Below are 22663 nucleotides of genomic sequence, written 5' to 3'. Positions count from 1 at the left end.
TTCGAGGTAAAGGCCCGAAAGGGACACACCGATTTTTTGCGCAAACGCGCGAAAAGACGTCAAGTATAACGTCCTTTCTCGTTTTCCGCAAGCAATCAAAGACTTAGCGCTGTCAGGCTAACTCGACAGCGCTGGAGACTCTTACTGCAGCTTGATTTCGACGTCCACGCCAGCCGGCAGGTCCAGCTTCATCAGCGCGTCGACGGTCTTGTCCGTCGGGTCGACGATGTCCATCAGGCGCAGGTGGGTGCGGATTTCGAGCTGGTCGCGCGAGGTCTTGTTGACGTGCGGCGAACGCAGGATGTCGAAACGCTGGATACGCGTCGGCAGCGGCACCGGACCGCGGACGATGGCGCCCGTGCGCTTCGCCGTATCGACGATTTCAGCTGCCGACTGGTCGATCAGGCGGTAGTCGAAAGCCTTCAGGCGGATACGGATTTTTTGGTTCTGCATGACAATTCCTTGAAAAGAGCGAGGCGGACTTGCGCCGCCAGACTAGATAAAGAGCGTAGGACCGGCCTGCGGCGGAGAGCCGCAGGCCGGTCCCTGGATACGTCAACTTCTACAGCAAGCCGAGTATTCTACTCGATTTACTCGATGATCTTTGCAACCACGCCGGCGCCGACGGTACGGCCACCTTCGCGGATTGCGAAGCGCAGACCTTCTTCCATCGCGATCGGAGCGATCAGCTTCACCGTGATCGACACGTTGTCGCCCGGCATGACCATTTCCTTGTCCTTCGGCAGCTCGATCGAGCCCGTCACGTCCGTCGTACGGAAGTAGAACTGCGGACGGTAGTTGTTGAAGAACGGCGTGTGGCGGCCGCCTTCGTCCTTGCTCAGCACGTACACTTCAGCCGTGAAGTGCGTGTGCGGCGTGATCGAACCCGGCTTCGCCAGAACCTGGCCACGCTCCACGTCTTCACGCTTCGTGCCGCGCAGCAGGATACCAACGTTGTCGCCTGCCTGACCCTGGTCGAGCAGCTTGCGGAACATTTCCACGCCCGTGCAAGTCGTCTTCACCGTCGGCTTGATACCGACGATTTCGATTTCTTCGCCGACCTTGACGATGCCGCGCTCAACGCGACCCGTCACCACCGTGCCGCGACCCGAGATCGAGAACACGTCTTCCACCGGCATCAGGAACGCGCCGTCAACTGCACGCTCCGGCGTCGGGATGTACGTGTCCAGTGCGTCGGCCAGGTTCATGATCGCCACTTCACCCAGTTCGCCCTTGTCGCCTTCCAGCGCCAGCTTGGCCGAACCCTTGATGATCGGCGTATCGTCGCCCGGGAAGTCGTACTTCGACAGGAGCTCGCGCACTTCCATTTCGACCAGCTCGAGCAGCTCGGCGTCGTCGACCATGTCGCACTTGTTCAGGAACACGATGATGTAAGGCACGCCAACCTGACGGGCGAGCAGGATGTGCTCACGCGTTTGCGGCATCGGGCCGTCAGCGGCCGAGCACACCAGGATTGCGCCGTCCATCTGTGCCGCGCCCGTGATCATGTTCTTCACGTAGTCAGCGTGGCCCGGGCAGTCCACGTGTGCGTAGTGGCGGTTAGCCGTTTCGTACTCGACGTGCGCGGTGTTGATGGTAATACCACGTGCCTTTTCTTCCGGCGCTGCGTCGATCTGGTCGTACGCCTTCGCTTCGCCGCCGAACTTCGCGGTCAGAACCGTCGTGATCGCTGCCGTCAGCGTGGTCTTGCCGTGGTCAACGTGACCGATCGTGCCCACGTTCACGTGCGGCTTGGTCCGTTCGAATTTACCTTTTGCCATGTTTCTCTTCTTTCAAAAAAGTGGTGAATCGGTGTCGTTGTGCGATGCGAACCGGGCTCATGCCCGATTCGCTTTTGCGCCGATGCTTACTTCGCCTTCGCGCTGATGATCGCGTCGGCCACGTTACGCGGTGCTTCTGCGTAGTGCTTGAATTCCATCGTGTACGTTGCGCGGCCCTGCGTGAGCGAGCGCAGCGACGTCGAGTAGCCGAACATTTCCGACAGCGGCACTTCGGCGCGAACGATCTTGCCGCCGCCAACCATGTCTTCCATGCCCTGGACGATACCGCGACGGCCCGACAGGTCGCCCATCACGTTGCCCATGTAGTCTTCCGGCGTTTCGACTTCGACAGCCATCATCGGCTCGAGAATGACCGGCTGCGCCTTGCGCATCGCTTCCTTGAACGCCATCGAACCGGCCATGCGGAACGCGTTTTCGTTCGAGTCAACGTCGTGGTACGAACCGAACGTCAGGTGAACCTTGACGTCGACGACCGGGAAGCCCGCCAGCACGCCAGCCTTCAGCGTGTCCTGGATACCCTTGTCGACCGCGGGGATGTATTCGCGCGGAATCACACCACCCTTGATCTCGTCCAGGAACTCGTAGCCCTTGCCTTGCTCGTTCGGCTCGAGCGTGATGACCGCGTGACCGTACTGGCCGCGACCACCCGACTGCTTGACGAACTTGCCGTCCACGTCCTTCGCCGTCGCGCGGATCGTTTCGCGGTAGGCAACCTGCGGCTTGCCGACGGTCGCTTCCACGCCGAATTCGCGCTTCATACGGTCGACCAGAATTTCGAGGTGGAGCTCGCCCATGCCCGAAATGATGGTCTGGCCCGATTCCTCGTCCGTCTGGACGCGGAACGACGGGTCTTCCTGCGCCAGGCGGTTCAGGGCGATGCCCATCTTTTCCTGGTCAGGCTTGGTCTTCGGCTCGACGGCCTGCGAAATCACCGGCTCCGGGAACACCATGCGTTCCAGGATGATCGGGTTTTGCGGGTCGCACAGCGTGTCGCCCGTGGTCGCTTCCTTCAGGCCAACGGCTGCAGCGATGTCGCCTGCACGAACTTCCTTGATTTCTTCACGGTTGTTCGCGTGCATCTGCAGAATACGGCCGAGGCGTTCCTTCTTGCCCTTGGTCGAGTTCAGCACGGTGTCGCCCGAGTTGACGATGCCCGAGTACGCGCGGAAGAAGATCAGCTGGCCGACGAACGGGTCGGTCATGATCTTGAACGCGAGTGCTGCGAACTTCTCGTCGTCGGCTGCGCGGCGCTCTGCCTTCTCGCCGTTTTCGAGCTCGCCCGTGACCGGGGGGATGTCCACCGGCGACGGCAGGAAGTCGATCACGGCGTCGAGCATGCGCTGCACGCCCTTGTTCTTGAACGCGGTGCCGCACAGCATCGGCTGGATTTCGCACGCGATCGTACGGTCGCGCAGCGCCTTGACGACTTCGGCTTCCGTCAGCTCTTCGCCGCCGAGGTACTTTTCCATCAGCTCTTCGCTGGCTTCAGCTGCCGACTCGATCATCTTTTCGCGCCACTCGTTGCACGTGTCAACGAGTTCAGCCGGGATGTCGACGTAGTCGAACTTCGTGCCTTGCGACGCTTCGTCCCAAATGATCGCTTTCATCTTCAGGAGGTCGACGACGCCCTTGAAGTTTTCTTCAGCGCCGATCGGCACCACGACCGGAACCGGGTTTGCCTTCAGGCGGTTCTTCAGCTGGTCGTAGACCTTGAAGAAGTTCGCGCCGGTACGGTCCATCTTGTTGACGAACGCGAGACGGGGAACCTTGTACTTGTTCGCCTGGCGCCACACGGTTTCCGACTGGGGCTGAACGCCGCCCACTGCGCAGTAGACCATGCACGCGCCGTCGAGCACGCGCATCGAGCGCTCGACTTCAATCGTGAAGTCAACGTGGCCCGGGGTGTCGATGATGTTGATGCGGTGCTCGGGATAGTTGCCGCCCATGCCCTTCCAGAACGCGGTGGTAGCAGCCGAGGTGATCGTGATGCCACGCTCCTGCTCCTGCTCCATCCAGTCCATGGTCGCAGCGCCGTCGTGAACTTCACCAATCTTGTGGTTCACGCCGGTGTAAAACAGAATGCGCTCGGTCGTCGTCGTCTTGCCGGCGTCGATGTGAGCGCTAATACCGATGTTGCGGTAGCGCTCGATAGGAGTCTTGCGAGCCACTTTGATCCTCTATGGGGAGGTGCGCGCCGGGATCGTTCCTGACCAGGCCTATCCCGACCGGGTCGATCCCAACACGCCTGAACACAAACGGGCGAGGCGCCTGATAAGCGCACCCGCCCGGAATTTTTTTCCGCTATTTGAGCAAACCCCGGCAGGGGTTTTCTCTTAGAAGCGGAAGTGCGAGAACGCCTTGTTCGCTTCTGCCATCCGGTGAACTTCGTCGCGCTTCTTCATTGCGCCACCACGGCCTTCAGCCGCTTCCGAAAGTTCACCTGCCAGACGCAGGGCCATCGACTTCTCGCTGCGCTTCTTCGCGGCTTCACGCAGCCAACGCATCGCCAATGCCATACGACGCGACGGACGCACTTCGACCGGAACCTGATAGTTCGCACCACCAACGCGACGGCTCTTCACTTCGACCACCGGCTTCACGTTGTTGAGCGCGACAGTGAACACTTCCAGCGGGTCCTTGCCACCCTTGGTCTGGATCTGTTCGAAAGCGCCGTACACGATGCGCTCGGCAACCGACTTCTTGCCGGAGAGCATCAGCACGTTCATGAACTTGGCTACATCAACGTTGCCGAACTTCGGATCCGGCAGTATTTCCCGCTTGGGGACTTCGCGACGACGCGGCATGTTTCTTCCTTTAACTTTTCAGTTGAAGCGCGGGATGATCCCTTTGCGCTCCGCGGCCACCAACTAACCCGATTCATCTCACGACTTACCAGCCTGGTCGGGTGACCACTTACTCGACAGCACCGGCGAATCCGGCACCTGTCGCTTTTATCGCCGGCACTCTCGCGAGCACGACGACACCTGATGCTTACTTCGCAGCCTTCGCGCGCTTCGCGCCGTACTTCGAACGAGCCTGCTTACGATCCTTGACGCCCTGGGTATCCAGCGAGCCGCGAACCATGTGGTAACGCACACCCGGCAAGTCCTTCACACGGCCGCCGCGGATCAGCACAACCGAGTGTTCCTGCAGGTTGTGGCCTTCACCGCCGATGTACGAAATCACTTCGAAACCGTTCGTCAGACGAACCTTGGCGACCTTACGGAGTGCCGAGTTCGGCTTCTTCGGCGTCGTCGTGTACACGCGGGTGCACACGCCGCGACGCTGCGGGCAGTCCTGCAGGGCCGGGCTCTTGCTCTTCGTAGCTTCCGAAGCGCGGCCTTTGCGAACCAGTTGATTGATGGTTGGCATTGTTTATTCCTGAAATTGAACAAAATCGACGCATTTATTTCCGGGCAAAGCGGAAAAACCTGCGTATCGAACTCCGGAAACCGAAAAAGCTGGCTTTTTATCGCGCCGATCAGCCGACGAATTAGTCAAACTAACCGACGTGCGCAAGCATTCCAGAAACCGGAACCCAACATGATATTCCGAAAATACCAAGCGAGTCAACGGCTTGCGGCATTTCGGACGACGGAGGATGTGGTGGCGGCGTGACGCGCTGCCATGCCGATGCGGCGGCGATGAAGAATCGCTGCGCTCAGTCGTCGCCGACGACCTCGACCAGCTCCTCGCCAAAGCGCTCGAGCTTGCGCACGCCCATGCCGGGGATATCGCGCAGTTCGTCGACCGACTCGGGGCCGTTGCGCGCGATCTCCGCCAGCGTGGCGTCGTGGAAGATGACGTAGGCGGGCACGCCCTCGCTCTTCGCGGTTTCGGTGCGCCACATCCGCAGGCGCTCCCAGCGCGCGCGCTGGCGCGGGCTCATGCCGAGGGTCGGATCGGCCCGTTCGCTGGTGCGGCTCGACGAGGCGCGCGTGCGCGTGGGCTTCACATAGCGGCGCATCGTGACCTGCTGCTCGCCCTTGAGCACGGCCTTGCTTGCCTCGGTGAGCACGAGGGCGCCGAACCCGTCGTGATCGACGGTGAGGTAGCCGAACGCCACCAGTTGGCGGAAGATCCCGCGCCATTCCGCCTCGGAAAGCGCCGAGCCGATGCCGAAGGTCGAGATCTTTTCGTGCCCGCGCTGCATGATCTTCTCGGTGCGGTTGCCGCGCAGAATGTCGATCAGGTGGCCGGCGCCGAAGTTGAAACCGCTCGCGCGCTGCGCGCGGAACACGCAGGACAGCGCCATCTGCGCCTCGCGCGTGGCGTCCCACGTGGCCGGGGGCTCGATGCAGGTATCGCAGTTGCCGCAGGGCTTGCTCTCTTCGCCGAAGTACGCGAGCAGGCGCACGCGCCGGCACGTGGCCGTCTCGCACAGGCCGAGCAGCGCGTCGAGCTTGCCCGTCTGGACGCGCTTGTGCTGCTCGTCGGCGTCGGACTCGTCGATCATCTTGCGCTGCTGCACGACGTCGCCGAGGCCATAGGCCATCCATGCATTGGCCGCCAGCCCGTCACGGCCCGCGCGGCCGGTTTCCTGGTAGTACCCCTCCACGCTCTTCGGCAAGTCGAGGTGCGCGACGAAGCGCACGTCCGGCTTGTCGATGCCCATGCCGAACGCGATGGTCGCGCACATGACCACGCCTTCTTCGCGTTGGAACATCTCCTGGTGCTTCTGGCGCACCTCGAACTCCATGCCCGCGTGATAGGGCAATGCCCGCACGCCCTGCCCCTTCAGCCACTCCGCGGTTTCTTCCACCTTGCGGCGCGAGAGGCAGTAGACAACGCCCGCGTCGGTCGTGCCGTCGGCGCGCGTGTGCTCCGCGCGGATGAAGTCGAGCAGCTGCGTGCGCGCGTTGTCCTTCTCCACGATCCGGTAGCGGATGTTCGGGCGGTCGAAGCTCGACACGAAGATGCGCGCGTCGTCGAGCGCGAGACGGTGGACGATCTCGTCGCGCGTGATGGCGTCCGCCGTAGCGGTGAGCGCGATGCGCGGCACGTCCGGGAAGCGCTCATGCAGCACCGAGAGCTGAATGTACTCGGGCCGGAAATCGTGCCCCCATTGCGACACGCAGTGCGCCTCGTCGATCGCAAAGAGGCCAATGCGCGCGCGCTCGAGCAGATCGAGAAAGCGCGGCGTCATGAGACGCTCGGGCGCGACATAGAGCAGGTCGATGTCGCCCTCGCGCAGCGCGCGCTCGGTGGCGGCGGCTTCGGCGCCGGTGAGCGTGGAATTCAGGTAGGCGGCGCGCACGCCGACTTCGGTGAGCGCGGCCACCTGATCCTGCATCAGCGCAATGAGCGGCGACACCACGATGCCGGCGCCATGGCCCGCTTCGTGGCGCACGAGCGCGGGGATCTGATAGCAGAGCGACTTGCCGCCGCCCGTGGGCATCAACACCAGGGAGTCGCCGCCCGTCGCGACATGCTCCACGATCTCGGCCTGCTGCCCTCTAAAGACGGGATAACCGAAGACTTCGTTGAGAATTTCGAGGGAGCGGGACATGAAGGCGGCACACGTGACAAGGCGGGGTTGCCGCATTTTACCAACCCGCACCCGCCGCGACCGCCAATCTCCGCGACGTTGGCCAAACGGCAGTGGGGCGGGCTGCCGCACCGCCCCACGCACCACCCGGCGAGGCGCGGCGCGTTACGTCATGCGTTCCTCGATCAGCCCCGGCAGTTTCTCGTAGCTGAACGTCATCAGCACACTACGCTCGGCGTCCTGCGCTTCGGCCAGATCGCGGTGCATCGCCGCGCATCGCTCGAGCGCATACATGAGCAACAGCGGCAAGAGGGCAACGCAATAAAGCGGAACAAAGCCCAGTGAAGGCGCCCATTTCGCGAATGCCGCGCACACGAGCACCGCCCAGACGACGATCGAAGCGAGGTAGAACGCATAGCGGCGGAATCTGGACACGGCGAGCCAACGTGACGGCGTCCCCGCGAGCGAGACGAACTGGCCATCCGCCTTGCCCATCAGCAACTCGCCCGCCAGCGTGGCGCGCCGCGAGCGCGCGGCGAAGGCGAGCATGAACCCGCACACGATCAGCAGCAAAATGACAAAGGCCACGACAAACGGCGGATAACCGTAACCGTGCTCCAGTGAATACGCCGCCTTGTGCCGAACCGGCAGCACGAGCGCGAAATTGGTGGTAATGGCGATCAAAACGTCAGCGGCCACCAACTGAATCGCACGATGCTGCGGACGCGCGAAGGCGTGCTTGCCGCTCAGGATCCTGAGCGCATCCTGCGCGCCAGCGCGTGCGGCCAGCAGTGAAAAGCCTACCGTCGCCGCGGGCAGCAACACGATCGTGTAGCACCAGGCAAACACAATGAGATGCCGGGGAACGAGCGCGTGCGCAAGCAGGCAAATGAGCGCGGCGAGCTCGAAGCCCACGACGGCTGCCATCCAGGGATTCCGGATCAGGGCGCCCTGCCAGGTCCGGTCTTGCGCATCGCCCGGGAAGACCGGATTCGGATCGAACACCTTGCCCGCACGGATCGCGTAAAACCAGTAGCCGCCACTGTCCCGGGCAATGGCGAAGAAAATCGACGCGGTAATCATGCCGAGCCCCGCGATCGCCTGCGCAACCGAAAGGCCGGGCGCGTTGCGCGTCAGCGAGGACACCAGTACGGTGGCAATCACGCCGGTCACGACGATGATCGCCACCACGCGGCGCCTGATGTATTCAGAGGAACTCGGCACCATCGCGACCTCGCTTAGCAGACGGACTCGGCTGGCTCGCGCTGCGCGGACCAGTCGTCGAAGCAGGAGACGTCGAGTTGCGCGCCCGCGGGGTAATGCGACGCGAGCATATGCGCGAGCATCCTTTTCGCGCCCATCTCGGCGAAGCGCGTGCGGCCGCCCGCCAGCATCGTCTCCATCGTTTCCCGCCAGCGCACCGTATGGGTCAGATGGTCGCAGAGGTTCTCGACGATCACGTCCACGTCCGCCTCAACGCGGGCACTCAGGTTCATGTACACCGGATGCACCGGCTTGCGCACCGCCAGCGCGCGAAGTGCCTCGCGCAAACGCGGCACGGCCGGGGCCATCAGCACGCTGTGCCATGCGCCGTTGACTGGCAGCTTCACGACGTCGTAACCGCGGCGCTGCACCTCCGCGATCGTCGCCTTGACGTCCGACGCCGTTCCCGAAAGCACTTGCTGACGCGGCGAGTTGTCGTTGGCAATCTGCACGCCAGCGCCCGCGCCCGACTCGTCGAGCAGGCCCTGCAGCGTGGCGCGGTCGATCCCCTTCACCACGTACATCACGCCGTCGCTCGCCTCGGCCATCTCCTCCATCAGATTGGCACGCGCGGTGATCGCCTTGAAGAGCGTCGGCAGATCGAAGGCGCCCGCGGCATAGAGCGCGGCGTATTCGCCCGCGCTGTGCCCGGCGAACACCGGCCGCTCGATCGTCGCGAACTCGCGCAGACGCTCAAACATCGCGACGCTGACCGTGGTCACCGCCAGCTGCTGAAAGCGCGTGCGCGTGAGCCGCGTCATCGGCCCGCGGCGGCACAGCTTGCGCACGTCAACGCCCGAGAAGTCGCTCGCGCAGTCCCAGACGGCCGTCGTGACGGGCGACACGTCACATACCTCGGCGCCCATGCCGATCGCCGGATTGCCTTGCCCCGGAAACAGAAAGACGTGATCGGAGATCACGCGCTCAAACGATGATTCGCGTTCCTGCATAAACATACCCCCTCCTGCCGAATTGACCGAATTCAGAACGGCTCGACCCGAAACTCATCGACGCCCCCGTGTAGAGCTCGACGTGATTGCTTGCGAAGGTGCTCAGGCGTGCGTTGGCATACGCACTGCCGTCGACCAGGTTCGTCGTCACCGAAGCCGTCCAGTCGAGCTTGCGAAGCGCCTGCTTCTTTGAACTGACGAACACGGTCAGATAGTGCTTGCCGAGCAGGTTGTTCGCCCGGTTCGCGTTGTCCGTCTCCGACGCGAACAGACTCGAGTACTGGTCGTAGCCCGAAGCAAGATTCGAGGCGACGGCGCTCGGCAAGCCCTTCGCATAGCCGCCATTGATGAACGTGACCGTATCGAAGTAGCCCTTCCATTCGTTGCGGCTGTAACCCTGGCTCTGGCCGTAATATTCGATGCCATATTCCCTGCGCTCGGAGTCGGTGTAGCGCAGGCCAACAGCGATATCGGTGAGCGCGCCGTCCCGGTCGATCGAAAAGGGATCGCCGACGTTCTGGTACGAGCGGATGGCCTCCGCCTTGGCCATGTTCAAATGGCGCCAGCGCTGCCCCTTGCTGACCGACGCCTGCACGCCCAGCATCAGGTTGTCCATCAAATAGCCGCTGGTCCCCACGCCGAGCACGTTGTAGTCGCCCACCACCGCCGCGACAGTCGGATTGAAATTGCTCAGCGCCGAAGACGTGAATGCCGCGTAAAAGCGGTTGTTGGAGTTGGTGCGCTCGAGCGTGCCCCATCTTTCCGCGGATTGGGCCTGGTCGCTGTTGCTCGCAAGCTTCGGCAAATAAGCGAGGTCGATCGTGCCGTGATCGTTGTACGCACTCACGCCCACGCCCACCGACCCTTCGCGGTAGAACCCGTAGCGGTTGGTGTCGCCGTTGCTGACGAGCGTGGAGCGCAGATTGCCCGACGTATTGCGCACCACGTCGAGCGGATTCTGCGAAAACAGATTGCCGTTATTGCGCTCGATCTTGCCGACGTCGAGGAAGATCTGCTCCGAGGGCTTCCAGGTGACGTACCCCTCGTTCAGGATGGCGACGCCACTGTCCTTCGAGCCGTCGAGCGTGCCGGGATCTTCCGTGTCCATCGCATATTGCGCGGCCCCCGACGCCTTCACGCTGATCTGCTCGGAGAGCTGACACGAAATGGTCCCGCTGGCATAGCCATTCACGGTGAAATTGCTGGGCGACGAATCGCTGCCCCACAAGCTGTCGCGCGAGAGCGCGTCGTCACCCTCGAGCCCCACGTAGCCGCGCGCGGAAGCGCAGTCGAACGCATGCGCCGGCGTCGCGACCCACTGCGCCCCCAGCGCGGCAAAACACGTTAGTGCTAACCGGTTCTTCACTATCCCTGTCCTGTCATGTCAAACGATGACGCCTTTATCGGCCAATCCGCGCGCCACCCGAACCGCGGAGGTTCGCGCGGATCAGTTCAGCCGCATGAGATAGTCGATCTGGAAGTAGCTTTCCGGCAGCGACTCGTAACGCACATCGGAATAGTCCATGGTCGTGTAGTAATCCTTACGAAGTGAATCCTCAACGACGATCCGATGCGGGCGCATCTGCCCGATCTCCGGACGAAAATCGCTGTAGTACGACCGCTTGATGACCACGCCGGAATCGGACATGAAGTCGGCTCGATACGGATAGAACGTGTCTTTCTCGACCCAGTACATGATCTTCGGATACGTCACGAACGGCCAGCGACGCTGCAACGTGAGGCGATAGCACACCGCCTTGCCGCAAGGCTCCTCGCCCTGCAGTTGCGAGACATACGAATAGTCGAAATCCGCCGCGACAACGTCGCCGTTCGAGATCTGCCCAATGAGCCGCTGTTGCTTGGAGATCGGGATCGGCCTGCGCAGGTCCGGCGCGTAGTACCACATCTTCTCGTAGTCCGAGAGCATGGCCTTGCCCTTGTCCCTGACCGGCTCGACAAAGCGCACGAGCGCGCGCGCGTCGCCCTTCGGCGCACGTTCCGAGAATTTGTAGAAGCGCATCGAAATATCGAGCGTCTGCTGGTTCACGCTCTTGCCGGCCTGAAACTCGTTGAGCTTCACCGTATAGCGGAACGGCTGATCCGGCGCGCGCACGCGATCGGCCATGCGAATGATGTGCTGGGCCTGGGCGTCCTGCTGCACGGGGGCACCGTTTTCGCTCGCCGGCGCTGCTGTCGCGGCGGCGGAAGACGGCAGCGCGAGCGGCACCGCTTCGTCTGCCGACGCGGCCGATGCCGCACCCACCAGCAACGCCGCTACAAGCGCTACTTTCCTGTGTTTCATCGGCGTCTCCTCAGGCTGACAGTCCGCCGCCCAGATCGGCCAGCACCGTCGCGCCGCGGATCGCCGAGGACTTCGGCGAAATCAGGAACGACACGATTTCCGCGACCTCCTCGGGTTCGATTGCCCAGCGGCGATGGCCCGCCTCGAAGCGCGCAACGGCTTCCGGCCACATTTCCTTCAGAATCGGCCCCATGTCGGTGTTGACGAGACCGGCGCAGACGCCGTTGACGCGCACATTGCGGTCATAAAGTTCGACTTCGAGGTAGCGCACGAGATTCTCGAGCGCCGACTTCATGATGCCGAGCGGATACTTCGGCATCACGACGCGGCTGCCCATGCTCGAGAGAATGCAGATCGTGCCGCCGTCCTTCATCATCGGCACCACTTCGTTCACGCAGGCGACGTTGCCGACCAGGTTGCTGTTGAGCAGCAGTTTCCAGTCGAACTTGTTCATGTCGAGGAACGGCTTGAAGGGCGAACTCGCGGCATTGAGCACGAGGTGATCGATCTGCTCGACGCCCTCGGCACGCAGCGCCTTCATCATGTTCTCGATATCGCGGGTCTCCGCAATGTCCCCCTTGGCGAGCCGGATATCGACACCCTTCGCCTCGTCGCTTTGCAGGAATCGCTGCAGATTCGCAATCGACTTGCCCTGCTCCGATCGATAGTTCAACACGAGGTCGTAGCCCTCGGCGGCCAGCAGTCGAGCAATTGCGAAGCCAATGCCGCGGCCCGCGCCCGTAATCAGAACCCGTTGCTGCTTTTTCATCTGTATTTCCTTTTGTCGTTGATAAACGTTGAAATGTGGTTCAAACGAACCTGAATGCTTCGGCAATGACAAGATTCGCAGCGCGCCGCGCCGGCATGATCGAGGCAATCACCGCGGTGACCAGCGGCAGCGCGCACGCGAACCAGAACAGCCGGTAATCGCCCGTCCACATGACAAACGCCAGATAACCCTGGGTGTAGCCCGGCGACGGAGGCATGGGCACACCGTTGATGTTGATGAGCTCGGCAATGCCGATCCCGAGCACGACGCTGATCGCGGCGCCCAGCAAACCGATCACGATGCCCTCGAGCATGAAGAGCCGGCCCACGTGGCGCTTCGTGAGGCCGAGCGCGCGCAGCGTCGCGATCTCCCGCGTGCGCTCGACGACGCTCATCATCAAGGTGTTGCCGATCATGAAGACCACGATCACGCTGACGAGCGCCTTGATGAAGAAGAAGATGCCTTCGAACAGATTGACGACCTGGTGATAGAACACGGCAAGATCGGTCCACGGGCGCGCTTCGAGCGGCAGGTTGCGCGCCTTGATGATCTCGTCGATGCGCCGCATGGCGGCGTCGGTGTAGTCCGTGTTGTCGAGCAGGATGATCATGCGGCTGACGTTCGAGGTCTGCAGCAACTGCTGCACCGTCTTCAGCGGCAGCTTGATGGTGGTGTCGTCATACTCCTTGATGCCCGAGGCGAACACGCCGCGCACCTGGACCGACATCGCGTTCTGCCCGCCGCCCGGCGTGACGACGAGCATGTCGGTGTAGTCGTCGTAGCCTGCCTTCAGGGCGGCGGCGACACCGGAGCCAATCGTCACGCCCTTCGACTGGATACGCGAGAGGTCGCTGCCGGACACCACACGATCGAGCGCACCGAGCTCGAGCGAGGTTTCGGGCTCGACGCCCACACCCGAGAAGAACGTCGACACACCGCTCTCATAGCGGGAAATGATTCCCGAAAACTCGATGCGTCCGGTCACGGTCTTGATATGTGGCCCGATCACGGGATCGGTGCGCAGGATGCGTGCGATCTCGTCATAGTTGGCAATGCTATGCGTCATGGTTCCGACTGCGGCACCGCTCTCGAGATACCCTTTTTCGTAGAGCTGGATGTGGCCGACGTTCGTGCGGATCGTCTGCTCGCGCAAAGCCCAGAAGGAATAGTCGACAAAGCCGCCGAACAGAAAGACCGCGACACCACCGAGGACGATGGCGAGCAGCGTCATGCCCGAACGCCGGCGCTGGCGAAACAGATTCAGAAAGACATACTGAAGATCGGTGCGGCGCCACAGGCAGGCACCAAGCGCAACCGCGAGGGCATAGACCATCACGGCGTTCGAAAGATAGAACAATGCAGTGGTCACCGCTGCTCCTTCACGATGGGTTCCAGCACGTTGGCGATCTCGGCCGGCGTCAACGGCGGCGCGGGCGCGACCGTGGACGCCTGCTCCGGATTGCCGCCCCCCAGCGACGAGCCCTTGCGGCATGCATCCTGTGCACGCCCCCGCATGACGCCGATCATCGGCATCAGCTCGCGCGGCACCTCCGCATCCGACTCGAGGAAGGCCGTGTCCTTGAGCGCAATCACGCAGCGTCCATTCGAGGGCGGCGAGAACGCGTCCACGCGCGTGCGCTGGTAGCGCAGCCGCCAGTTGTCCGGCGCACTTTCCGCCGCCTCGTCGACGTAGAAGAAGCCCTGCTTCGCACGCTCGGCGGCCTGCATGAAGTTCTTGTTAGCCAGGTACTGAAGCGCCAGACGCAACTGGCCATAGCCGTAGTACATCTTCGCGTCCAGGTCCGCCGGATCGCGCATGAGCGTCGTCCTGAGCGCCGACACCGCGTGGTCCAGGTCCGAGCCCGTCTTGCGCTGCGCGATTGTGAGCATTGCCTGCGCGCGGGCATTGCCCACGGTCTGCGTACTCAGCGTGGCCAGCATCGCCGCGCTGCGCGACGCGTCGCTCGCTGCGTTATCCGCCATGGCCTGCGCGCTCGCGAAGAACGCCACGCAGATGGCTCCGCGCCAAAGCGCCTTAGTTCTGCTGCCCATCTCGTTTGAGCCTCCCGTCCTCGATCTCAATGACACGTCGCGCCCTGTCCTTCAATTGCAGCGAATGGGTGGAGATGACGAACGTGGTCTGCAGTTCTTTGTTCATGTCGAGCAGCAAGTCGACGATTTCCTCGCCCGTGTGCGTATCCAGATTGCCCGTCGGCTCGTCCGCGACCACCAGAGCCGGGCGCTTCACGAGCGCGCGCGCAATCGCGGCACGCTGCTGCTGCCCGCCGGAGAGCTCGCCCGGCCTGCGCTTGTAATGCGCGATCAGACCCACGCGCTCGAGCATCGACATCACCTCGTCGCGCGCATCCGCGCGGCTGTGCCCGTTGAGCATCAACGGGTAGTAGACGTTGTCGAATATGCTGAGGACCGGCAACAAATTGAAGAACTGGAACACGAAGCCAATCGTCTTCGCGCGCAGCTGAGCTGCCGCAACGTCGCTCAAGCTCCCGAAATCGTGATTGAGGAGCAGCGCGCGTCCTTCGGTTGGCGCATCGATGCCGGCCATCAGATTGAGCAGCGTGCTCTTGCCGCTGCCCGACGGCCCGCACAACGCGACGAACTCGCCCGGCCGGATCGTGAGGTCGATGCCCTGCAGCGCGTGCACCGCGCCGGCGCCGCTTCCGTAGCGCTTGCCGGCGCCCTGCATCTGGACGATCGGCAGGGGTTGTACGTCAATGGTCATGAACGCATCTCCAATGCCGCCTGCCGGCCGCGCATGGCGGCACTACGCGGGCTGCGCGTGAGTTCAAAAGCGAAATCGCACGGGTTGTTCATTCAAGTGCCTCCGCCCCATGCGGGTCGTTCCAGCATTCCATGGCCCATACGCCGCCGCGGCCGTCGTCCGCGCTGATCAGGGCGTGGCTGCCCGTTCTCCAGTCCGGTGCGTTGGTCAAATGGGTTAGCGCGAGCATGGGGTTCATGCAGCCGCTGTCGCCGTAGACATCGCAAACCGAGAGATAGCGCTTGCCGGGCGCAGCGGCCGTAGAAGCCGCGGAGGCCGCATAGGCATCGCGCTCCAGCTCGCGCATGGCGGCACTCGGATGCAGGCCAGCCATGACGTATGCGGTGCGGTCGTTGCAACGCGCGGCCCACGTTCGGGCGAGCTCGTCGCGCGCACGCTGCGGGCTCTCCGGCAACTGGCTATATGACGTGATGGCGAGCGACATGCCCTGTGCAGGGTGCTTGCGCAGAACGACACAACCGGCGCGCTCGACGCTCGGGCACGGACTGGCCAGCTTCGATCGCGCTGCGCCGTGCAATGCCACACGCTCTGCCGCCGAAGACAGCACCATGATGGGCAGGCTGCGAAACAGACCGGCTACCACGACCGTGTCCATCTCGTCGGAATTCAGCAGATCGGACGCCAAACGAACCGCGTGGATGAAACCGTTGCGCTCCCCGCGCACCTTGCACGAGAAGTTCCGGATTCCGTAGTCGCGAAGAATCGGCTTCGGAAGCATGTCGAGACTGATGACGTCCCGCCAGCTATTCGTCCCCTCGAACGTGGCCGTCTCTCCCCACGCGTCGAAATAAACGAATGCGGACCGCTGCTTGCGAATCTGTGTTTCCAGTTTCCGGCCGACCTGGTCGAAAGCATTTCGGCAAACCTTCGCCAACGCATTGAACGCGTCGCGATACGCCGCCCGGCGCATCTGCTCGCTGTCCACACCGTCACCCGACATGCCGAAACGGCTAAAGAGCCATTCCTGCTGTGCCTGGCGGCGCTGCGCCTGTTTGAAAAAACGCGCCTCGGTGGCGTTGAACCAGCTCGGCTCGAAGGGGACGAAGGCATGACCGCTTTCCACCGTGCTTATCCCGATCACGCCGATCGCGCTATCAGGAACTGCGCACTTCATGCAAACCTCCGGGCAATGGCCCCTGCGTCAAGACACACGCGACAATGGAGCCGTCGAGACCGAGTGTGCTCTTCAAGATCGCGCCGCCGGCAAGCGGCAGCGCTGCGCGATTGACGTGAAAATCGATCTGCAACGTGTCGTCCAAAGGCAGCCGCGTTTGCGCCGGAAGCACCTGCTGCTTCACGAGCGCGTCGCTGATCGCAAACAGATCGAGCAGCCCGCTGCAGACCGACATGTAGCCGGTTTGCCCCTTGTACGTCACGACAGGCACGCCTTTTTTTCCCCAGATCTTCAGGATCGCCATGGCCTCGGACTTGTCGCTCGCCGGCGTGCCATTGGCATGCGGAACGACGCATGCGATGTCCTCGGGCTTGAGCGCGGCGCCCTCGAGTGCGCGCTCCATCGTGGCGGCAATCGCGCGAAAATCCGCTGTGATTGCGCTACGCGCTTCTCCGCTGCTTTGATATGCGACACAGCTGGCGATCTGTATCCGGGGGGACGTTGCCGCCTCGGTGGTGTCGTCGGCGGCCTCGAGCAGGAGCGCGCACGCGCCGTCCGCCGGCAACATGCCGCCGCTCTGCGCCGAGAACGGCTGCGAATTGCCGACGCCCAGTACGCCCTGGCCGCCCATGAATACGATGTCCTGCAGCGTGTATTGCATCCACCCGACCACGAGTGCCCTGCGCGCGAAGCCCGCGCGGATCGCCTGCCAGGCGAGGTAGAGCGACGACATGGCGGAGCAACTGGCCGTATAGATCGGAACCGGCGGTGCCGCCAGCCGGTACCGGACCGCGAGCCGGTGGGCAAGCTCGTCCTGCGCGTAGCTCGCGACACTCAACCCCTTGAGCTTCGGGAAATACAGCAGATCTTCGTCATCGTTGCGGTTTTCATAGCCGGCGAAGTCCCCAATGTCGGGGCGCATGCCGTGCCCGGCCACATAGACGCGCACGTCCGGACCGCGAAGGGCAGCCTCGTCGAGGTTCGAGCCTTGCAGCGCCTGCGCGATCACACGCTCCAGCACTTGCTGCGCGCGCTCCATCACGGACAGCCGCTCGGCCTCCCCGACGAAAAACGCCGCGTGATGTGGGTTACCGGGAAGGCGCAGGTCGGCGGCCTCGCGTTCGCTCGCGAACCAGGGCCGCGTAGCCACGCTCTCGCCGGCAGCCAGCCGACGAACGAGTTCGCCGGGGCTGCGCGCGTAAGCGCATTCGAGTCCGGCGCCGCGAATCGTCACCGGGACGGTGCGCATCGCCATCAGGCACCTGCCCGGATCACGTACGCGTAGTGGTTGCCGCCTTCCGTTGCGCCCAGAACCAGCGCCGTGCGCACCTGCTTGCGCTGGAGCGACGTGACGAACTGAATGTCGTCGGCGCTGAACGTCCGGGTATAGGGAATCGGCGGAATTTCGCCGCGGCGCATGATTTCGAGGACGACAATCATGTTCAGCATCGCGCTACACGACTCGACGTTGCCGAAGTAGCCGTTGTAGTTGACGACCGGCACCTGCCCCACGCGCTCGCCCAGGACGGCGCGAATCGCTCCCAGTTCGGCGGCGTTGTTGGTCGCCGTGCCGTCGCTGTTGCCGCAAACGAGGTCGATCTCGTCGATGCCGATTCCGGCCTCGTCGAGCGCATGACGGATCGAGGTCGTGATCGATGCGCATCGCGGCTCGATTGCGTCGCGGTCGAAATAGGCGGCGTCACAGGCCCTGCCGTAGCCGAGGATCTCCGCAAGCACCTCCACGCCGCGCGCCCTGGCGTGCTCGATGTCTTCCAGGAAGAGCATGCCCGCGCCTTCGCCCAGCAGGTAACCCTTGCCGTTCTCCCCGTAGACTTCATACGCCTCGGGATGGTCCTCCAGTTGCATGCCGTCGTTGAGCGTTTGCAGGTATGACCAGAACTGCATCGGCCGCTCATCGGCGCCGCCGGCGATCACCTGGGGCTGAAGGTTCTGGCGAACCAGCTCATAGGCATAACCGAGGGCGCCGAAGGCCGCGTTGTTGCCCGTCGCCAGCGTCGTGTTGTAGCCCTTGATACCTTCGGTGATCGAGCAGAAGGTCGCAATCGCGTTCATCAGCGCGCCAGGGAATTCCGAGGTGCGAACCTTCGTCGGCTCAGGAATCATGCTGCGCATGTAGGTTTCAACGCTCGTGCGCGGGCCCTTGGACATGCCCAGCACCAGCCCCAGATCGTGACCGTCACGCCGGATCTTCCGGCTCGCGCCCTTGAGCGCCTGAGTCAGGGCGAGCAGCGCGAAGGTGCAAATGGGATCGGCCTTGCGCTCGTCGAAACGTCGCAGATACTTGCGCGGGTCGAGATTGTCGACCGTGTGCACCCAGATATAGCGCTCGCCGAGCGAGTTGACGACATCCGGGCTGAAAATATTGAGCAGATACTGCTTCACCTTCTCGCGCACGGAGGGGTGGTCCACGAGGCCCGCGAACGAGTGGCTCTCCTTGACCTCGCCAGTGAGCTTGACCTTGCGGCCGGACGGCTTGCCGTTCCACACGACGTCGAAGATTTCGTCGAGGTCGTGGCCCGCCGAGGCCACTGCGCCCATGCCCGTGATGCCAACCCGCTTCGGTTCGTACGACGTTGCCGGCACGATACCCGCACGCGTGCTCGAGATAACGCAGCAGTTGTTGCCGCCGAACGCGTAGTTGTTCTTCATGAACACGCCGACGTCCGCGGACTGAAACTCGTTGGGCACGTAGTTCAGGTCGCAGTTGGGACGCGGCACGGTGAAGTTCAGCGTCGGCAGAATCTTCTTTTCAGGCAGGGTGAGATAGCAGGCAATCAGTTCGATGATGCCGGCCGAGCCGATGTTGTGCCCCACATAGGCCTTCGTCGAGCTCACAGGAATATCTGCGATGGTGGGGAACACCTTCTTCATCGCCAGCGTTTCGGAGCGGTCGTTGGCGTCCGTTCCTGTGCCGTGGGCGTTGATGTACTGGATGTCATGCGGCTGCAGGCCCGCATTGTTGAGCGCCGAGCGCATCACCTGGACCGCGCCTTCCGCACGCGGATCGGGAGCGGTTTCGTGGAACGCGTCACCCGATGTTGCATACCCAACGATCTCGGCATAAATCTTCGCGCCGCGGGCCACCGCATGCTCGTACTCTTCGAGCATGAGCGCGCCGGCGCCTTCGCCGATCGACATGCCGGGTTCACCGGAGAACGGGCTCGCAGGGCCGCGCTTCATCGCGTGCAGCGCGTAAAAGCCAGCGAAGGTAGGCAGATAGAGCGGTTCCGTGCCGATCACGAGTACGGCCGGATTCTTGCCGTTCTGGATCTGGTCGAATGCCATGCCGATAGCATTGGTGCTCGCGGTGCAGGCGGTAGCCACCATCTCGAAACCGCCCTTCAGGCCGAGCAGTGCCGAGACAATCGCGCTGGGCGAAGCGAAGCTGCCGGAGACGACGATCTTCTTGAGCGAGAAGATTTCGTAATTCTCTTCAAGAATGGGCATATAGGCTTCGGTGCCCGCGGACGAGATGCCGATGACGAGACCCGTCTTCTCGCGCAATTCCGCGGAGGACGCATTCGCACGCTTGAGCGCTTCGTGACCGACCTTGTAGGCCCAGAGCGCCGCCTTGTCGAGCAATTCCGCGCGCTCAGCCGGCAGATCTTCGTAGACGACCTCCCGCAAGACTTCCGACGCATTCGCGCCGTCGAACCAGGGCTGATAGTGTTCGCTCGGGCGAATGCCACAGACCTTGTTGAAAAGCGCTTCCTTGAATTCGTCCACGTTATCGGCGATGGACGACATCAGCCCCATCCCCGTGACTACGACCCGCTTACGCTGCGTTTGCATGTTTTTTTCCACTTTATCTCTTCCCGGACCCGATATTCCTGGGCTTTCCGATCTGGCATCAATTAATATGTAGTCCGATGCAAAATCGCTTGACCGCCGCTCACCGGGGCTGCTTGTCGATCCGCCCGCACCATCCGGCCGGCGGATCGATCAGGCAGTCTTTATGACTACTCGTTGCCTGCGTGAGCTACATCGCTCGACGCTCAGTTCGCTGCGGCCTGAGCCTGCTTCTTGCGCTCGATTTGCTCGAGCAAATGCTTCGGCTTCGCCGGATCGACGTAGCTGTGCTCGGACGGATTGACCATGAAGCTGAAGTTGCGCAGGAACGGAATCGCCGTGGTTCTGAGCTCGGCGTCGCCCTTTACCGTCACCAGACGCAGCGGGCCAACATCCGCATAGGCAAGCGCTTCGCTCAACATCGCCCGGCCCACATGGCGGCCGTCTTCAGCGATCGTGCCGCACACCATCACTTCGCCGATCTTCTTGTCGCCGAAATAGACGGCGTCGCCCGGCGCTGCCGCCGCGGCGTTCTCGCCATGGGCCTCGAAGCCCACTGCGCGACGGGTCACGCCCTGTGCAAGACGCTGCTCGATTGCGCTCTTGCCAATGAAATCGTCCTTCGTGTAGCGCAGCGCCCACTGCATCTGCAGTTCGACCGGGCAACGCGAGTAGGCAGCGAGGGCCGAGGGATCCCAGCACGGATTCTCGATGCGTACCTGGCGCTGGTACTCGAGGCCGCCGACGACCATGTCATATTTCTCGCCTGCTGCCAGGGCCTGTTCCCATACCTCGGCAAATCGCGCCACCGGCACGACGAGCTTGTACGAGAATTCGCCGTGCTTGCCCGCGCGGAAGAGGATCTCGTCCTGCTCGACAAACATGTATTCATGGAACGGCAAGCCGACGACGTCCATGCCGAACATCTCAGCCATCAGCTCCCACGAGTAGGGGCCTTCGAAATGCAGCACGCCGCGTTCGCCATCCAGCGATTTCACACCGTCGATTTCGCTGAATTCGTCCTTATAGCGATCCACAGCGGCCTGCATCAGGTCGCGCAGTTCGTCTCCCTTCAGCCATTCCGTCATGACGATGAAGCGCTCTTCGTCACAGAGGATGTAGACGTCGGTGATGATCTTCCCTTCCTCGTCCAGCAGCACCGTGTACATGCCCTGCTCGTCGCGCAACGCGGAAACGTCGCCGCCGACGATCGTGTTGAGCACTTCATAGGCATCTTCGCCGGCGATTTCGGCGAGGCCCATATGGGAATAGTCGGTCAGCAGAATATGCTTGCGGGCGGCGGCGATTTCGCGCGCGGTATCGCCATAGCTCAGCGGGATTTCAACACCATTGCGCACGCCCATCTTTGCGCCGTGGCTGATATGCATGTCTTTCAGGTTCGTCATAGCTTGCTCGTCTCTTAACGTCGAGTTTGGATCGGACTTCGTCAGGCTGCGGTCGCTTTCGCGTCTTTGCTGCGTTCCAGAATGAACGACGCAAGCGTATTGATGCTTCGCAGATAGGCGGGTTCGTCGCCTTCCGACACGCGAATTCCAAAGGTTTCGTCGAGAAGCACGAACACTTCAGTTGCGTCGACGGAGTCCAGACGCAGGCCGCTGCCGAACAGCGGCGTATCGTCATCGATCTGCTCGACGGTCTGGGGAAGATTGAGACGCTGGATCAGCCCCGCCTTGAGCTTTTCAAGCACAACTTTGCGGCGCTCGACATCGTCCAATATCGTAGTGTTGGTCATTTTTTTCGCTCTTTATCGTGAGATTCCGGCAGCAACATTGCCGCCGATCTTGTCCCGGTCGGTCCGGAAATTGATGATGGTGCCCTCGGCAGCGACGTGACGGCCGACACGCGCCTCCACGTTGAAGTGATTGAACCCTTGGGCATCGGAAAACGCTAACCGGCAGTCGACATAGATCGTGTCGCCCGGATAGACGACCTTCTTGAACTTGATGTTCTGGGCGGCGAGAAACCCGATCGCCTTGGCGCGCATTTCGCTGATGATGCGCTTTCCATCAGGCGTACTGAGGATTTCCGCCACGTCTTCGAATCGCTTGGCAACACGCCCCGTTTCCTGCGCATATTGCTCGCAGACATCTCTGAAGAACGTGCAATACTCGCCGCCCTGACCAAAGATCTCGGCAATCATCACGCCGGGCATGACCGGATTGTCAGTAAAGTGGCCGGCGATATACGACTCGTTGAACGTGACGTGCTTGACAACGGTAATACTGGGCTTGGAGCCGGTCACGATATCGGCAATGCGGTCCACCATGAATATCGGGGATCGCCACACGCCGATCTCAAACAACTGCTGCGCAGGCAGAAGACTTCGTTCTAGCTTGGACAT

At 62.4% G+C, this 22663-nt stretch carries 20 protein-coding genes; all 20 read right to left on the bottom strand.

Annotated features, from left to right (window positions below; translation table 11 throughout):
- Positions 1 to 141 precede the first annotated feature (141 nt).
- Positions 142 to 453: a 30S ribosomal protein S10 gene (gene rpsJ, locus E1956_RS04305; protein WP_017777154.1), complete on the bottom strand. Its 312-nt coding sequence runs from the start codon at positions 451 to 453 to the stop codon at positions 142 to 144.
- Between the two features lie 137 nt (positions 454 to 590).
- A complete protein-coding gene (gene tuf, locus E1956_RS04300) occupies positions 591 to 1781 on the bottom strand; it encodes an elongation factor Tu (protein WP_028371383.1) in 1191 nt (396 codons plus the stop codon).
- Positions 1782 to 1867: 86 nt separating this feature from the next.
- Entirely contained in the window at positions 1868 to 3970 is a 2103-nt protein-coding gene (gene fusA / locus E1956_RS04295; protein WP_134747567.1) for an elongation factor G, read from the bottom strand.
- Between the two features lie 165 nt (positions 3971 to 4135).
- Complete coding sequence (gene rpsG / locus E1956_RS04290) at positions 4136 to 4606, bottom strand: 30S ribosomal protein S7 (protein WP_134747566.1); 471 nt, start codon at positions 4604 to 4606, stop codon at positions 4136 to 4138.
- A gap of 187 nt (positions 4607 to 4793) precedes the next feature.
- Complete coding sequence (gene rpsL / locus E1956_RS04285) at positions 4794 to 5174, bottom strand: 30S ribosomal protein S12 (protein WP_027797953.1); 381 nt, start codon at positions 5172 to 5174, stop codon at positions 4794 to 4796.
- 289 nt (positions 5175 to 5463) lie between these two features.
- The gene (recQ, locus tag E1956_RS04275) at positions 5464 to 7311 is read right to left on the bottom strand and encodes a DNA helicase RecQ (protein ID WP_134747564.1); all 1848 of its coding nucleotides are present in this window, start codon (positions 7309 to 7311) and stop codon (positions 5464 to 5466) included.
- Positions 7312 to 7455: 144 nt separating this feature from the next.
- Entirely contained in the window at positions 7456 to 8517 is a 1062-nt protein-coding gene (locus E1956_RS04270) for a hypothetical protein (RefSeq protein WP_134747563.1), read from the bottom strand.
- Positions 8518 to 8528: 11 nt separating this feature from the next.
- Positions 8529 to 9509 (bottom strand): ACP S-malonyltransferase, encoded by a 981-nt coding sequence (locus E1956_RS04265; protein ID WP_134747562.1) that lies wholly within the window; start codon positions 9507 to 9509, stop codon positions 8529 to 8531.
- Complete coding sequence (locus tag E1956_RS04260) at positions 9478 to 10869, bottom strand: lysozyme inhibitor LprI family protein (protein WP_134747561.1); 1392 nt, start codon at positions 10867 to 10869, stop codon at positions 9478 to 9480. The genes E1956_RS04265 and E1956_RS04260 overlap by 32 nt, the downstream gene beginning before the upstream one ends.
- 81 nt (positions 10870 to 10950) lie before the next feature.
- Positions 10951 to 11805, bottom strand: coding sequence for an outer membrane lipoprotein-sorting protein (locus E1956_RS04255; protein ID WP_134747560.1), 855 nt, complete (start codon positions 11803 to 11805; stop codon positions 10951 to 10953).
- A 10-nt stretch (positions 11806 to 11815) separates the two neighbouring features.
- The gene (locus tag E1956_RS04250; RefSeq protein WP_134747559.1) at positions 11816 to 12574 is read right to left on the bottom strand and encodes an SDR family oxidoreductase; all 759 of its coding nucleotides are present in this window, start codon (positions 12572 to 12574) and stop codon (positions 11816 to 11818) included.
- 40 nt (positions 12575 to 12614) lie between these two features.
- The gene (locus E1956_RS04245; RefSeq protein ID WP_134747558.1) at positions 12615 to 13943 is read right to left on the bottom strand and encodes an ABC transporter permease; all 1329 of its coding nucleotides are present in this window, start codon (positions 13941 to 13943) and stop codon (positions 12615 to 12617) included.
- Complete coding sequence (locus E1956_RS04240; RefSeq protein WP_134747557.1) at positions 13940 to 14626, bottom strand: hypothetical protein; 687 nt, start codon at positions 14624 to 14626, stop codon at positions 13940 to 13942. Before E1956_RS04240 ends, E1956_RS04245 begins: the two co-directional genes overlap by 4 nt.
- Positions 14610 to 15317, bottom strand: coding sequence for an ABC transporter ATP-binding protein (locus tag E1956_RS04235; RefSeq protein WP_028222183.1), 708 nt, complete (start codon positions 15315 to 15317; stop codon positions 14610 to 14612). The genes E1956_RS04240 and E1956_RS04235 overlap by 17 nt, the downstream gene beginning before the upstream one ends.
- An 88-nt stretch (positions 15318 to 15405) precedes the next feature.
- Complete coding sequence (locus E1956_RS04230) at positions 15406 to 16491, bottom strand: hypothetical protein (protein WP_134747556.1); 1086 nt, start codon at positions 16489 to 16491, stop codon at positions 15406 to 15408.
- Complete coding sequence (locus E1956_RS04225) at positions 16472 to 17746, bottom strand: beta-ketoacyl synthase N-terminal-like domain-containing protein (protein ID WP_134747555.1); 1275 nt, start codon at positions 17744 to 17746, stop codon at positions 16472 to 16474. The genes E1956_RS04230 and E1956_RS04225 overlap by 20 nt, the downstream gene beginning before the upstream one ends.
- A complete protein-coding gene (locus tag E1956_RS04220) occupies positions 17746 to 20304 on the bottom strand; it encodes a beta-ketoacyl-[acyl-carrier-protein] synthase family protein (protein ID WP_134747554.1) in 2559 nt (852 codons plus the stop codon). Before E1956_RS04220 ends, E1956_RS04225 begins: the two co-directional genes overlap by 1 nt.
- Before the next feature lie 203 nt (positions 20305 to 20507).
- Positions 20508 to 21707, bottom strand: coding sequence for an aminomethyltransferase family protein (locus tag E1956_RS04215; RefSeq protein ID WP_134747553.1), 1200 nt, complete (start codon positions 21705 to 21707; stop codon positions 20508 to 20510).
- A gap of 41 nt (positions 21708 to 21748) precedes the next feature.
- Positions 21749 to 22054, bottom strand: a complete 306-nt coding sequence (locus E1956_RS04210; protein WP_134747552.1) for an acyl carrier protein — start codon at positions 22052 to 22054, stop codon at positions 21749 to 21751.
- Between the two features lie 12 nt (positions 22055 to 22066).
- Positions 22067 to 22663: a hotdog family protein gene (locus E1956_RS04205; protein WP_043288434.1), complete on the bottom strand. Its 597-nt coding sequence runs from the start codon at positions 22661 to 22663 to the stop codon at positions 22067 to 22069.

Origin of the sequence: Paraburkholderia pallida (assembly GCF_004524855.1) — a bacterium.
GTDB lineage: Bacteria > Pseudomonadota > Gammaproteobacteria > Burkholderiales > Burkholderiaceae > Paraburkholderia > Paraburkholderia oxyphila.
Note: the sequence above shows the minus strand (reverse complement) of the source record. Positions and strands in the feature narration are given on the sequence as shown.